This window comes from Corynebacterium sp. Marseille-P3884 (genome assembly GCF_017942225.1).
Classification (GTDB): Bacteria; Actinomycetota; Actinomycetes; order Mycobacteriales; family Mycobacteriaceae; genus Corynebacterium.
This window is the reverse complement of sequence record NZ_JAGKSD010000008.1, coordinates 1-13547: the sequence shown is the minus strand read 5'-3', so window position 1 is coordinate 13547 and position 13547 is coordinate 1. Positions and strand designations below refer to the sequence as shown.

Sequence of the window (13547 nt, the reverse complement as noted above, 5' to 3'; positions counted from 1 at the left end):
TCGACCCTGACAAATTTTGTGAAATATGTCAGGAGTGGGACTCAACGCCCGTAGCGGGCGGGCCTGCAAAATAGTTCACGGGTGAGCCTTGAAGCCGGGAACTATTTCGCCTCTCCGGGGAGCCGACTTGGGGGGAAGGGGAAGAGGAGCGAACTCTACTTGAGCAGCTCTTCCATCTCCTTCATCTCCGCTGTCTGGACGTCGACCATCTCCTGCGCCATGTCGCGCAGCGGGGCGTAGCCGCCGTTGTCGATTTGGTCCTGCGTCATGGGGATGACGTGCTCGTGGTGGTAGTGCATCATCTCCAGGAAGGTGGTGCGCAACTCGTCTCCCTCCAGCGAGGCGAATTCTTCGAGCTCCTCCGGCTGGAACATGCCGTTCGCGATGTGTGTGGAGTGCATCTCCATGTCGTCTTGGATGCCCCACTCGTCGGCCCAGGCGCGCATCTGCTCGTTCTCGCGCTCCTGGCCGTCCTTGATGCGCTGAGCCAAATCGCGGACCTCGTCGTCGTCGACATCGGATTCAAGCAGCACATCGGACATGTCGATGGCCTGCTGGTGGTGGGGGACCATCATGCCGAGGAAGTGGACGTCCACCTCGTTGTGCGTCCCTTCCGCCTCGTCCCCGCCGCCACTGAAGGCCCCGCGAATCGTCGGGCTGAGTGCGGTGATGAGCAACACGAGCGCGGCGATGACGGCGAGGGCGATGATCCACGGCTTGCGGTTCGGTCGCGTCAGCTCCTCGGATTCAGTGGCACGGACATCAAGTCCATTATTGAGTTCTCTGTCTGCCATTGGCATTCCCTTTCAGTGTTTAGGGTAAGCCTAGCTGTCAGTCCCAGGTCAACGCCACAAAAGTGGGGCAGGCCACTTATCCCTTCACGCCGCCGGCGGTCAGACCGGAGACGATGCGGCGCTGGAAAGCCAGCACCATGAGGATCAGCGGGATGGTGACCAGGGAGCCGGCGGCCATGATCGCCGCATACGGGTATTCGAAAGCGTTCGGACCGGAGAAGCGGGCGATCGCCACGGTGACCGGCTCGGTGGCGTTGGTGGACAGCTGGCGGGCGAGCATGAACTCATTCCACGTGGCGATGAACGCGATGATCGCCGTGGTGAAGATGCCGGGCACCGCCAGGGGCAGCAGCACGAGGCGGAAGGCCTGGCCGCGGGTGGCGCCGTCGACACGCGCTGCTTCCTCGAGCTCCCACGGCAACTGGCGGAAGAACGAGATGAGCGTGTACACCGTCAGTGGCAGCGCGAACGAGATATTCGGGATGATCATGGCGCGGTAGGTGCCGATCCACCCGATGTCTCCGAAGAGCTGGAACAGCGGAGTGACCAGCGCGATGCCCGGGAACATCGACGCGGCGAGAATGATGCCGGTGACGATGCCCTTGCCGCGGAAGTTCAGGCGCGCCAGCGCGTAGCCGGTGAACACACCGACGACAACGGCGAGCGCGGTGGTGATCAATGAGATGATCAGCGAGTTCATGATCGCGCCGAGGAAGTCGTTGCCCTTGTCGGTCGCGAGCGCGTCGCGGAAATTCTCAAGCGTGACGTGCGTCGGCCACGGAGTGGTGTCGAAGGTGTGCTTCTTGTCGCGCAGGGCGGTGATCAGCATCCAGTAGAACGGGGCGAGACCCCACACGAGAATGAAGGCCACGCCGATCTTGTGGCCGATATTGCCGAAATTCTTCTTCATCGCGTTGCCTCCGTGCTCGTCGCCGCAGCCGCAGCCGAATCAACACCGGCTGCCGCAGAATCATCGTCAGTGGAGTTCACACCCCGCTGCTTTTTCGCTTCCCGTTTTGCTTGCCGTTTCGCTTCGCGTTTCTCCCGCCGAGCGCGGGTCTGATCGCCGCCGACATCAGCACCGCCGAAGCGCACCATGAGGAAAGCGACAGTGAAGATGAGAAGGAAGATCAACGTGGACAGCGCGGAGGCGGAGTTGAAGTTGTTCTGACGCATGTCCTCGACCACCAGCTGGGAGATCGTGGCGGTAGGGGAGTTCGAGGACCCGGAGATCATGATCACGGGCAGGTCGTACATGCGCAGCGCGTCGAGGGTGCGGAAGAGGATCGCGACCATCAGCGTCGGGCGCACCAGCGGCAGCGTGATGCGGGTGAAGGTCTGCCACGCCGACGCGCCGTCGACACGCGCGGCTTCGTAGACATCCTTCGGGATCATCTGCAGGCCAGCGAGGATGAGCAGTGCCACGAACGGCGTCGTCTTCCACACATCCGCGATGATCACCGCGATACGCGCCGCCCACGGGTCCGTCGTCCACGCGATGGACTGGCCGAGCAGCGAGTTCACGATCCCGTTGGGCGCGAACATGAACTGCCAGAGCTTCGCTGTCACCGCAGTCGGAATCGCCCACGGGATGAGCACGGCCGCGCGGATCAGCGCGCGCACGCGCGACGGGTGGTTCATGATCAGCGCCATGATCATGCCCAGCACAGCCTCCAGCGCCACGGTCACCACAGTGAAGAACAGCGTGATGCCCAGCGCCGGCCAGAAGTCCGTGGCCAGCACGCCGGGTGGGCATTCACCGACGGTCCCCGACGGGCTCATGCACCGGTTCTGAATCCAGTACAGGTAGTTGTCCAGCCCCGCGAAGCCGCCGTCGACGAAGACGCCGGTGGACGGGTCGAGATGGCGGTTGGCTTGGAACGACAGCCAGATGGCGCGCAGGATCGGGTAGCCGATGACCACGGCCAGGACGATCAGCGCCGGGGTGACCAGGCCCCACGCTTTGCCCGCATCGCTGCGGGAGCGCGTGTTCTTTTCAGCGGGTTCCGCGTTTTCCGCAGCTCCGCGCCGCTTGACGACGGTACTCATGAACTCTCCTTAACAACCAGCGCGCGCAAAGATGCGCGCTTCGCGCATGGTGCAGGCCCTGAAATGAACTTCAGCCTGCAGCTTCGGTCCGTTAAAGCTGGACCGAATCTGCAGACTGATTTTAAACTGTTGCGCCCGCCGTTTTACTGGGCGGCTTGCTTGATCGCGGCGGACATATCCTTGGTGGCGTCGTCGACGCTCTTATCGGCGGTCAGTGCCGCATAGGCGTTGTCCTGGATAGCCTTGGAGATCGCCGGGTAGAACGGGGAAACCGGACGCGGCTTCGCGTTCTCGAGGGATTCCTTGAGCGCCGGCAGGTACGGCTGCTCCTTGATCAGCTCCTCGTTGTCGTAGATGGACGCGAGCACCGGCGGGAAGGATGCCTTGGCGAAGGAGAGCTGGTTCTCCTCGCTGATGATGAACTCGATGAAGTCCTTGGCGGTCGCCTTGTGCTTGGAGTTCACGTTGATGCCGTTGTTGTAGCCGCCGAGCGTGGACACGCCGACTCCGGACTCACCGACGAGCGGCTGGACTTCGAAGTTCAGGCCCTTCTCCTGCGCGTTGGCGAACATGTACGGCCAGTTGATGGCGAGGGCGGTCTGGCCCTCGGTGAAGGCCAGGTTGGTCTCCTCCTCGGTGGCGGCGGTGGAGCCCTTGGCGATGGTGCCGTCCTTGTACGCGTCGACCAGTGCCTGCAGGCCAGCCTTGGCCTCGTCGGACTCGACGGTCGGCTCACCGTTGTCGTCGATCACGGTTCCGCCCCAGCCGTTGATGAAGCCGAGAGCGTTCACGGTGAGGCCCTCGTACTGCTTCAGCTGGGTGGTCAGGCAGTCGCCCTCGACGGCCTCGCAGGCGGACTTGATGTCGGCGAAGGTGTCCGGCTTGGAGTCGACCTTGTCCACGTTGCGGAAGAGCAGCTGGCCGTTGGTGTTCTGTGGCAGCGCGTAGAGGGTGTCGTTGTAGGTCGCGGATTCGACGGTGGACTGCAGGAGCTTGGAGGTATCCACCTCGAAGTCGCCCTCGAGCGGCTCGAGCCACTGGTTTGCCGCGAAGTCAGCGGTCCACACGACATCGAGCGCCATCACGTCGTAGTCGGAGTTGCCTGCCTGAAGCGACTGCACGAGGGTGTCGCGCTGATCGTCGGCCTCACCGGCGAGCTCCTTCAGAGTCACCTGCTCGTCCGGGTGCTCCGCATTCCACGCATCGATGATCGGGGTCAGCTTGTCCGTGTCATTGCGGCCCATGGCGAAGGTGATGGGGCCGCGCTCGCCGGCGCCTTCCGAGCCGCCGTTGGAGCCGGAGGAATCGCTGGAGCATGCTGCGAGAGTAGTAGCGGACAGTGCGATTGCGCACAGCGCTGCGCCAGTCCGACGACGGGTTGCGTGAAGTTTCATGCGTAGACCTTTCAGATAGGAGGTTTCCCCAATCTTAAATAACGCGTGCCTTGAAACCGGGATTCAGTGAACTTTCAGTGAACAATCCTGCAGAAATGCATCACCCGTCACCCCCGACCCGGGGGGTTTCGCTCCGGATAAGGCCCGTTTGGTCGCAGCCGTCACACGCAGAACGTGTATTTCTCCCCGTCGCGCACCCCGCGGTTAGGGGGAAGGGCCAGCTGCGTGCAACGCGTGCAATACGAAAACCGCCGCGGCCCGAAAGCGGGCGCACGGCGAAATATCGGTGATGGTGAGAACTTAGACCAAGTCGCGGTACATCACGTTCGGGTTCTCCTTGGTGGGGATGAAGCCGAACTTGTCGTACACGTAGCGTGCACGCTTGTTTTCAGGCATGACCTCGAGCGCAATGTGCTTTGCGCCCTGGTCGATGGCGAGCTCGCACACGGAGTGCAGCAGCACGGCACTGAGGCCGTAGCCGTGGGAGCGCTCCTCCACAGCGAGGATCAGCTCCGGCACCTCCGGGCCGAGGTTGGCCGCGCTGGTCTTGTCGCCATTTTCCCAGTAGCGCAGCCAGATGCCGCCGGCCGGGGTCTGGTCCTGGTCGTGGGCGATCCAGCCTCCGTCATCCTCGGGCGACCAATCGTCGACAAAGGCCTTGACCTTCTCCTGGCCGCTGCTGAGTCGCTTGGACTCGTCCCCGAACACATCTGCCAAGTAGTACAGACGACGGATGTAGGTGCGGTCCGATTCGGTGGCGGGCTTGAGTCTGAATTCCATAAACACCAATTGTAACGAAACGCACGACTAATAGACGCCACTTATGGGACTCTAATTATCTGTAATGACATCGAAAACTGCCCCTTCGTCTCCGGTTTCCGCGACAGCGACAGCGGCAGAGACGAAGGGGCAGTGGCAGTGGTGATGAGGGCGGGCTAATTAGTCCTCTTCGAAGTACAGCTGCTTGTTGACGAATTCGTCCATGCCCAGCGGTCCGAGCTCGCGACCGAAGCCGGAGCGCTTCACGCCACCGAACGGAATCTCTTCGCCCTCTCCTGCGGGGGTATTCACGTTCGCCATGCCGGAGTTGATCTGGCGGGCGATTGCGCGTGCGCGCTCCGTGTCCTGGGAGAAGACGGCGCCGCCGAGGCCGTACTGGGTGTCGTTGGCCAGCTCGAGAGCTTCCTCGTCGGAGGAAACCTTGAAGACGAGGGCGATCGGGCCGAAGAGCTCCTCGCTGTACACCGAGTTGTCCTTGCCCAAGTCGGTGATCACGGCCGGGGCATAGTAGGCGTTGTCACCGAGGCCGCCACCGGCGCGAAGCGTTGCACCTTCCTTGACAGCGCGGGAGACCTGCTTGTCGAGACGCTCGGCAGCGTCGCGGGAAGACAGCGGGGAGTAGATGCCGTTCTCGCCCGCTTCCTCAGGCGTGCCGGGCTTCGCTTGCTCGGCGAGCTTGACCAGCTCGTCGACGAACTCGTCGTAGATGTCATCCATGACGATCATGCGCTTATTGCCGTTGCAGACCTGGCCCATGTTGTAGATGCGGGTCTCCCATGCCAGCTCAGCGGCGGCCTTCACGTCGTCGGTGTCCAGCAGCACGTAGGGGTCGTTGCCGCCGAGCTCCAAGACTGCCTTCTTCAGGTTCTTGCCTGCCGTCGCGCCGACAGCGGCGCCGGCGCGCTCGGAACCGGTCAGAGAGACGCCCTGAACGCGAGGATCCTCGATCATCGTGGTGATCTGATCGTGGGAGGCGTACACGTTCTGGTACACGCCCGCGGGGACACCAGCATCCTCGACGATCTTCTGGATCGCGGCGGAGGACTCCGGACAAATCTCAGCGTGCTTGAGAATGATGGAGTTTCCGTTCATCAGGTTCGGCGCGGCGAAACGTGCGACCTGGTAGTAGGGGAAGTTCCACGGCATGATGCCCACCAGGGCACCGAGGGGGAGGTGACGGATCACAGCAGTGCCGCCGTTGAAGCTCTCGATCTTCCGGTCAGCGGCGAACTCTTCGCCGTTATTCGCGTAGTAGCGGAAGATATTGGCGGACAGCTCCACCTCGTCAATGGCGTGGGGGCGCGACTTGCCCATTTCGCGGCCGATGATCTCCACGAGCTCGTCCTGGCGCTCGTCGAAAAGCTCGGCGATGCGCAGCACGTACTTCTTACGCTCAGCAATGTCGAGGGCGGACCATTCTTTAAAGCCCTTTTCCGAGGCGGCGAGAACCTCCTGGATCTCATCGTCGGTAGCGGTGGGGAAGGTCGTGATGACCTCGCCGGTGGCCGGGTTTTCTACCCGGTAGGACATATCTTTCTCAGCCATGTTTCTCCTTAATTCGTAGAGCTTTCGTTGTCTGTGTTCGTTTTCTGTGTTCTTTTGTGCGGCCCAGTGTAGGGAGGCGCCCTGTGAATCAGATGTGCCTTGTGCGCTGCCTAGATGGTCAACATCTCGCCTTGATCATCGTCTTCAGCCGTGGTCCGCGGCAGGGTCTCGTTGCGGAAGAACGCCGGGTGCCGCAGGCGTGTGAACAGCATGAGCACGGCGCCAAGCAGGAGGATGCCCATACCGAGCACGAACACGGTTCCCACGCCAAAGATCGAGGAGCCGGAGCCGTAGGACGGATCGATCGAGTCGAATGCGGTGACGAAGAACATCGCCAGAAGCATCGTGCCGCCGATCAACGGCAGCAAGAAGCGGAAGATGAAGCCGCGCACCGAATCCGTGATCTCCTTGCGGAAGAACCACACACAGGCAAACGCGGTGATGCCGTAGTAAAAGCAGATCATCAGACCCAAGGCAGTGATCGTGTCCCACAGTGCATTTTCCGACGCGATTCGGGTCACGGTGTAGAACCCGCCCGCCGCGATAGCGGAGGCAGCAGTAGCCACTGCCGGGGTGTGAAATTTCGGGCTAATCTGCGCGAAAATCGGCGGCAGCGCCTTGTAGAAGCCCATCGCCAGCAGGGTGCGGGCAGGACCGACCATCGTCGACTGCAGGGAGGCGAATGAACTCGCCAGCACCGAAATCGACATCAGAATCGCCCACGGTCCCATGACCGGGCTCGCCAGTGCGGCGAAGATCGATTCTTGGTTCTCCGGGTTGCCGGCGCCCAAGCCGGTGTCGCCGGTGCCTGCCCACGCCACGACCGCGACAGCGGTGAGGACATAGACGGTGATGACCACGAGCACGGTGAGCGTGGCCGCGCGGCCCGGAGTTTTCTCCGGATCCTTCGTCTCCTCGTTCATGGTCAGGGTGACGTCCCAGCCCCAGAACATGAAGATCGACAGGGAGATGCCAGCTGCGACTGTCGAGAAGTCACCGATGGTCAGCGGATTGAACCAATCCGCCTCAACCGGGTGAAAATCGAAGCCTTTGCCGTGGTACGCGTTCCAGAGCGCCATTCCGCCGAAGAGCACGAGGGTGAACAGCTGCAAGGCGACCAGGAAGTACTGGAGTTTCTCCGTGGACTCGAGCCCGCGGTACGAGATGTATGCGGCGACTGCGAGCAGCGCGATCGTCGTCGGGATATTCACCCACAGGTTGCGAGTGAGATCCGCGATCGCGTCATTGCCGGTGAGCTGGGCGAGCAGAATATAGAAGAAGTCCACGGCCACAGCTGCGAGATTCGACAGCACCAGGATCGTCGCGGTGATCAGTCCCCATCCGCCCATCCAGCCGACCCAGGGGCCGAATGCTTTCGTCGCCCACGTGAACGAGGTGCCCGAGTCGGGGACTCGGTTATTCAGCTCGCGGTAGGCGAACGCGACGAGCAGCATGGGGAAGAAACCCAGCAGCAGGATGGCGGGGACGTGGTCGCCGACTTCAGAGATCGTCGGGCCGAGACCGGATGTCAGCGTGTACGAGGGAGCGATACAGCTCACGCCGATCACGACGGCGCCGATGAGGCCGACGCGTCCTGCGATGAGGCCCTTTTCGCTTTGCGACGGCTGGTGTGCCAGGTTCTCTGCCTTCTTACGCATGCTCATCACCCGCCTTATCGGACTCGTCCTTCTTTTCCAGTGCGGGAGTGATCACGAGCGGAATCGGCAGGGTGCGAAGCACCTTCGCAGCGCGCGGGCCCATGAACACTCGGCCTGCAGTGGCCAGGCGCGACGACCCGGCGAGCAGGATTTCGTCGTCGTTCCACTCCAGTTCGGTGGCTGCCTCAGCGACCGTCTTTCCGGTGACGATTTCGGTGGAGGCAGACCCGGCGTCGACAAGCTGCTTTGCTTGTTCCGCGAGGTAGCGGTTCGCGTTCGCCTCGACGTTTTCCAGCACCTTGTGGCTGACTTCCTGGTTGAGCGCGCCTGCGTCTTCCTGGGTGAGGAAGGAGATGAGGCGGAGCTCGCTGCCGGACTTCTTCGCTGTCTGGATCGCTGTGTCGATCAGCTCGTGCGATCCGGAGAGCGTGCCGAACATGCAGGAGATGCGGCTGATGCGCTCCGGAGCCTCGTAGCGCGGCGGTGCCAGTGCGACGGGGATCGACGACGAATGCAGCAGCGTGTTCGCCGACGACCCGATGCTGAACCGACGGAGCAGTCCGCCACCGCGGGTCCCCAGAATGATCAGGTCGCAGTCCAGCTCCTTCGCAGTGCGGTGGAGCGAGCGCGCAGCGTCGCTTCCCGACACGACCCGGCCGGTGGCGTTGATCTCGTCGGGAACTTTCGCGAGCGCGTCTTCCAGCCATGTGCTCAGCTTGCGGCTGATCACCGTCTCATGCGCCCGTGTGTGTGGGTACGTGCCGGAATGTGCCTCGGAGTGGGGGACGACCATCGCGATTTCGAGGTCGGCATTCCAACTCCGCGCCAGGCCGATGCCGAGGTTCAAGGCATCGCTGCCGGACGGAGTGGCGAGGTATCCGACCAGGATCTTCGCCGGTCCCTGGTCAGTGGGTTGTGGTGACGGCTGTGTCATATCACCTATTCCTATCCGTTATCGAGGATGGCGTTCGCAGCGCGCTCGCCCTGGCGGATAGCGCCATCGACGTGCTGGTAACCCTCGTCGGCGATATCGGAGCATGCGAAGTGGATCGGTCCGACCGGCTGGTTCTGCAGGTGGCCCCAGCGGGACAGGCCGCCCAGGTCGTAGCTGGTGGCGTAGGCACCACGGGTCCACTCCTCAGCAGCCATGTCGGAGAGGTAGAACGCGATCGGCTCCATGGTCTCCGGCCCCAGGTACTCGGCCATGGCGGACAAAATGCGCTGCTTGCGCTCTTCCTCCGGCAAGTGCCACATCTCCTCGGCGTAGACATCGGAGACGAAGCCCACGAGCGTGCCGTAGGTGTCCTCCTCGCCAGCGGTGCCACCAGCGATGTTCTGGCCGCGGTTGGTGTTGTCGTAGACCTCCTGGACCAGACGGCCGCCGCCGAAGCCGGTGCCGGACAGACCCTTGTCGCGCCAGAACGGCGTCTCGTAGATGGCGTGCACCTTGATGACCAGGCCCATGGAGATGTGCTGGTGAGCGATATGCAGGTCGCGCGGCATCGGCGGGACGTAGGAAATGCGGTTGTACAGGTTCGGCGGAACAGCGATGACGACGTTCTTGGCGCGGACGGTCACCTGCTCGGAGACGACGGTGACCTCACCCGGCTCGCCGTTGTTCGGGATGCCGTTGCGCACGTCCGGCTTGACGTTGTTCAGGCTGTCTTCGGTGGACGGGTCAGGCTGGGCCCACTGGATCTCACGGACCGGGGTGCCCAAGAAGACATCGTCGCCGAGCTCTGCGGCCAGGGTCTCGGAGACGGACATCATGCCGCCTTCGACACGGCGGTCGAGGATGAAGTCCTCATCCACGAGATTGGAGAAGGAGCCGGCGGAGGCGGCCATCAGCACGGCCTGCAGGGCGGAGAACGTGAAGGACGGCTTGGTCAGCATGCCGGAAGCGACGTAGATGGAGATGTTGTCGATCGCCTCTTCGTCGTCGGACTGCTGCTCGAGCCAGTGACGGAAGGAGATGGAGTCGAGCTCCGCGGCCTTCGGGTGTGCCCACGGCTCCTTGGCGCCGATCTCGGCTGCCAAATCGTCGAGAATCTTGATCAGTTTGTCCATCTCGGCCTGAGTGCTGTCAGCAGCCGGAAAGACCGGGCCCTCGTACTCGTGGCGCTCACCGTTGGGGGAGAGGTAGATGGACTTGCCTTCGCGGTAACGCTGGAAGGTGGACAGGCCCAGCTCGTCGACAAGCTCGATGAGGCGGGTCTGGTCGGGGGAGATCCACTGACCGCCGAGCTCGACGAAGTGGTCCACGCCGTTGTCGTCGCGCACGCGGCCGTTCCAGGTGCGGCCGCCGACGCGCTCGCGGGCTTCGAGGACTGCGACGGACTTTCCGGCCTTCTTCAGGGTGCGGGCGGCCATGAGGCCGGCGGGGCCAGCGCCGACGACGACAACATCGCGTTCGATCTCGGTCTTGGGTGCGCTAGAAGTCATGCTTTTACTCCTGTACATGAGGTACGTGAGGTCGGCAGCGCCGACCGTCGCGGGTAATGAACGCCATTCATTAAATGGTGTGATCCAGGGTACAGTCGATTGCGAGATGAAGGAAGTGTCACATGGCTAATGAGCGCGGTCGTCCCACAGAATCCCTGGTCAGCCGGCAGAAAATCGGCGACGCGGCCCTCGACATCGCCTCCGAAAAGGGTTACACCGCACTCACGATGGCCGCGCTCGCTCGCCGCATTGGAGTTGCGCCGAGCGCGCTCTACAACCACATTTCGGGCAAGGACGAACTCTTCTACTTGCTGCAAGACGCCGTCATGCAGCTTGTCGACGTCGCACCTTTAGAGCAGGCCCTCGAAGCCGGGGCGGGATACCGCCGCGCCCTGGAGCTGTGGGCGATGTCCTACCGCGACGTCTTCGCCAGCCACACTCCGTTGATTCCGCTGATCGCTGCACAGCCCATCGGGGACTCGCCGCGCACGCAGGAGATGTACGAGGTGGTCGCACGCGCGATGGAGGCCGCCGGCTGCCCGCCGGAGCAGGTCATGGGCCGGATCATCGCGATGGAATCGTTCATTTACGGCTCCGCCTGGGATGTCAATGCTCCGGCGGATCTGTTCGATCCCGCCGCGATCGCTGACGAGCACTCCGCGCTCGGCCGCGCCGCCGAAGCGATGCGTGCCAGCGCAGCCGGCGGCACTCCGACAGTAAAAAAGGGTCAGCGCGACGCTAACCCTTATGCCGACCAGCCCTTCCGGGACGGCCTTGAAAGCTTGCTGGACGGAATGCTAGGCCCATCCAGCTCAGCCTGAATCTTTAGATGTTGTTGCGCACAGCCTCCGCCATGACGCGCAGGCCGTCGCGCAGCAGCTCCTCCGGGATCACCAGGGACGGCAGAAGGCGGACGACGTTGCCGTCGAGGCCGCAGGTGAGGATGAGCACGCCGGCGGCCTTGCACTCGGCGGCGACCTTGGCGGTCAGCTCGGGATTCGGCTTGCCGTCCTTGGTCACCAGCTCGACGGCGATCATGGCGCCGCGGCCGCGGATCTCGGCGATCTCGTCGAGCTCGGTCAGCGGGTCGAGCTCCTCGTGGATCACGTTCGCGATCTCCTTGGCGCGGAGAGCGAGGTTGTGTTCCTTCATTTCCTCGATGGCGGCGATGGCAGCGGCGCAGGCCACTGGGTTGCCGCCGTAGGTGCCGCCCAGGCCGCCGGCCATCGGCGCGTCCATGATCTCGGCGCGGCCAGTCACAGCGGACAGCGGCATGCCGCCGGCGATGCCCTTCGCGGTGGTGATGAGATCCGGCTCGATGCCCTCGAAGCTGGAGGAGAACCACTCGCCGGAACGGCAGAAGCCGGCCTGGATCTCGTCGGCGATGAACACGACGTTATTCTCGCGGCACCAGTCGACGACGGCCGGGAGGAAGCCCTCAGCCGGCTCGATGAAGCCGCCCTCGCCCTGGATCGGCTCGATGACCACGCACGCGAGGTTCTCGGCGCCGACATTCTGCTCGAGGAAGCGGATCGTGCGCTCGGCGGCCTCGTCGCCCTTCAGGCCGTCGCGGAGCGGGTAGGACATCGGTGCGCGGTGCACTTCGCTGGCGAACGGGCCGAAGGAGGACTTGTACGGCTTGTTCTTCGCGGTCATGGCCATGGTGAGGTTGGTGCGGCCGTGGTAGGCGTAATCGAAGACTGCCACGCCGGTCTTGTGGGTGTAGGAACGCGCGATCTTCACGGCGTTCTCCACAGCCTCGGCGCCGGAGTTGAGCAGGACTGTGCGCTTCTCGAAGTCGCCCGGGGTCAGCTCGTTGAGCAGCTCCGCGACCTGGAGGTAGCTCTCGTAGGGGCTGACCATGAAGCAAGTGTGGGTGAAGTGGCCGGCGGCTTCGGAGACAGCGTCGACAACGCTCTTGTTGGACGCGCCGACAGAGGTCACGGCGATGCCGGATGCGAAATCGACGAAGGAGTTGCCGTCAGCGTCAACAAGCACGCCGCCGTCGGCGTCGACAACGTAGCCGGGCAGGCCCGGGCTCATTGCTGCTGCGACGGCCTTACCGCGGCGCTCGTTCAGCGCGGCGCTCTTCGGGCCAGGCAGTTCGGTGTTAATGCTGCGAACCTGGGGGAGACGGTACTCGAGATCCTGCATGGTGCGGGTTCCTTTCCAATTCGGCGTGCTGTCCCGGACGGGGCCAGCGGTTTCATGGCTGTAGTATCCGTCCCGCTCCCACCCTGAGGGCAACCGACGCCATGTCCATCTTTTCGCGCCAACTTATACACTGTGTCCATGGGATCGTCCGCGCGCTCGACGGAAAAGAATGAAACTGCAGGCAGCCCCGACGTGCTCGCCGCGGCTGAGCTACTCGACCTCGGGTGGTTGTACGGAATCCGTTCGCTCGATCTCTCCCCCGTGGGGGAGAAACAGCGCGGCAAATTCGAGTCGGTGCAGGCGAGCGAGATCGTGGAGACAGCCGAGTTCGTCCGCCCGCGCTCGATCGTGCTCACCCTGGGCCTGCGTATCAGTCCGGTCGACGAGCCGGGCCATGACCGCGACATCGCCGCATACGTGCAGCTTCTAAGCGACGCGGGCGTCGCCGCACTCGGCTTCGGGACCGGTCTGCACCACGAATCCATCCCCGCCGCGCTGGTGCGGGCGTGCGCTCAGGCGGAGCTGCCCCTATTCGAGGTGCCCCGCAAGACCCCCTTCGCGCTGATCTCCAAGGAAGTGGGCGACGAGCACGCCCGGCGGCAGGCGGTGGCGGCCAACGAGATCCTCGAGGCGGCCGAAGGCCTGAACCGCGCGGCGTGGAACGGCGGCGTCGATGCGCTGGTCAGCCGGACCCGCAGCGCCGTGGGCGCCGATGTCCTGATCGGCGACAG

12 protein-coding genes are annotated in these 13547 nt (G+C 63.5%); 2 read left to right on the top strand and 10 right to left on the bottom strand.

What is annotated here, in order from left to right; translation table 11 throughout:
• Positions 1-155: 155 nt before the first annotated feature.
• The 9 genes from J5Y21_RS06325 to J5Y21_RS06285 all read right to left on the bottom strand — a co-directional run bounded on the left by J5Y21_RS06325 (position 156) and on the right by J5Y21_RS06285 (position 10662).
• Positions 156-794, bottom strand: a complete 639-nt coding sequence (locus tag J5Y21_RS06325) for a DUF305 domain-containing protein (protein ID WP_210573770.1) — start codon at positions 792-794, stop codon at positions 156-158.
• 76 nt (positions 795-870) lie between these two features.
• Positions 871-1704, bottom strand: a complete 834-nt coding sequence (locus J5Y21_RS06320; protein WP_210573768.1) for a carbohydrate ABC transporter permease — start codon at positions 1702-1704, stop codon at positions 871-873.
• Positions 1701-2843, bottom strand: coding sequence for a sugar ABC transporter permease (locus tag J5Y21_RS06315; RefSeq protein WP_210573765.1), 1143 nt, complete (start codon positions 2841-2843; stop codon positions 1701-1703). Before J5Y21_RS06315 ends, J5Y21_RS06320 begins: the two co-directional genes overlap by 4 nt.
• 143 nt (positions 2844-2986) lie before the next feature.
• The gene (locus tag J5Y21_RS06310) at positions 2987-4237 is read right to left on the bottom strand and encodes an ABC transporter substrate-binding protein (protein ID WP_210573762.1); all 1251 of its coding nucleotides are present in this window, start codon (positions 4235-4237) and stop codon (positions 2987-2989) included.
• Positions 4238-4537: 300 nt separating this feature from the next.
• Positions 4538-5017 (bottom strand): GNAT family N-acetyltransferase, encoded by a 480-nt coding sequence (locus tag J5Y21_RS06305; protein ID WP_210573760.1) that lies wholly within the window; start codon positions 5015-5017, stop codon positions 4538-4540.
• A gap of 159 nt (positions 5018-5176) precedes the next feature.
• Entirely contained in the window at positions 5177-6562 is a 1386-nt protein-coding gene (locus J5Y21_RS06300; protein WP_246875018.1) for an NAD-dependent succinate-semialdehyde dehydrogenase, read from the bottom strand.
• A 110-nt stretch (positions 6563-6672) separates the two neighbouring features.
• A complete protein-coding gene (locus J5Y21_RS06295; protein WP_210573758.1) occupies positions 6673-8226 on the bottom strand; it encodes an APC family permease in 1554 nt (517 codons plus the stop codon).
• Positions 8213-9154, bottom strand: a complete 942-nt coding sequence (locus tag J5Y21_RS06290) for a universal stress protein (RefSeq protein ID WP_210573756.1) — start codon at positions 9152-9154, stop codon at positions 8213-8215. The genes J5Y21_RS06295 and J5Y21_RS06290 overlap by 14 nt, the downstream gene beginning before the upstream one ends.
• Positions 9155-9165: 11 nt before the next feature.
• Positions 9166-10662 carry an NAD(P)/FAD-dependent oxidoreductase gene (locus J5Y21_RS06285; protein ID WP_210573754.1) on the bottom strand — a complete coding sequence of 499 codons (1497 nt, stop codon included), beginning with the start codon at positions 10660-10662 and terminating at the stop codon, positions 9166-9168.
• A gap of 122 nt (positions 10663-10784) precedes the next feature.
• Here J5Y21_RS06285 and J5Y21_RS06280 point away from each other — a divergent pair, with 122 nt between their 5' ends.
• On the top strand, positions 10785-11483 hold the full coding sequence (locus J5Y21_RS06280; RefSeq protein ID WP_246875017.1) for a TetR/AcrR family transcriptional regulator: 699 nt from the start codon (positions 10785-10787) through the stop codon (positions 11481-11483).
• A gap of 4 nt (positions 11484-11487) precedes the next feature.
• Here the strand turns inward: J5Y21_RS06280 and gabT are convergent, their stop codons facing one another.
• Positions 11488-12816, bottom strand: coding sequence for a 4-aminobutyrate--2-oxoglutarate transaminase (gene gabT, locus J5Y21_RS06275; protein WP_210573753.1), 1329 nt, complete (start codon positions 12814-12816; stop codon positions 11488-11490).
• A 138-nt stretch (positions 12817-12954) separates the two neighbouring features.
• On the opposite strand from gabT, the gene J5Y21_RS06270 reads away from it, so the two are divergent.
• On the top strand, positions 12955-13547 hold a 593-nt coding region (locus tag J5Y21_RS06270), incomplete at its 3' end, for a PucR family transcriptional regulator ligand-binding domain-containing protein (RefSeq protein WP_210573752.1).

Excerpts from the sequence above, each read along its gene's own strand:
- J5Y21_RS06325 (WP_210573770.1), bottom strand. The coding sequence starts at position 794 with ATGGCAGACAGAGAACTCAATAATGGACTTGATGTCCGTGCCACTGAA.
- J5Y21_RS06320 (WP_210573768.1), bottom strand. The coding sequence starts at position 1,704 with ATGAAGAAGAATTTCGGCAATATCGGCCACAAGATCGGCGTGGCCTTC.
- J5Y21_RS06315 (WP_210573765.1), bottom strand. The coding sequence starts at position 2,843 with ATGAGTACCGTCGTCAAGCGGCGCGGAGCTGCGGAAAACGCGGAACCC.
- J5Y21_RS06310 (WP_210573762.1), bottom strand. The coding sequence starts at position 4,237 with ATGAAACTTCACGCAACCCGTCGTCGGACTGGCGCAGCGCTGTGCGCA.
- J5Y21_RS06305 (WP_210573760.1), bottom strand. The coding sequence starts at position 5,017 with ATGGAATTCAGACTCAAGCCCGCCACCGAATCGGACCGCACCTACATC.
- J5Y21_RS06300 (WP_246875018.1), bottom strand. The coding sequence starts at position 6,562 with ATGGCTGAGAAAGATATGTCCTACCGGGTAGAAAACCCGGCCACCGGC.
- J5Y21_RS06295 (WP_210573758.1), bottom strand. The coding sequence starts at position 8,226 with ATGAGCATGCGTAAGAAGGCAGAGAACCTGGCACACCAGCCGTCGCAA.
- J5Y21_RS06290 (WP_210573756.1), bottom strand. The coding sequence starts at position 9,154 with ATGACACAGCCGTCACCACAACCCACTGACCAGGGACCGGCGAAGATC.
- J5Y21_RS06285 (WP_210573754.1), bottom strand. The coding sequence starts at position 10,662 with ATGACTTCTAGCGCACCCAAGACCGAGATCGAACGCGATGTTGTCGTC.
- J5Y21_RS06280 (WP_246875017.1), top strand. The coding sequence starts at position 10,785 with ATGGCTAATGAGCGCGGTCGTCCCACAGAATCCCTGGTCAGCCGGCAG.
- gabT (WP_210573753.1), bottom strand. The coding sequence starts at position 12,816 with ATGCAGGATCTCGAGTACCGTCTCCCCCAGGTTCGCAGCATTAACACC.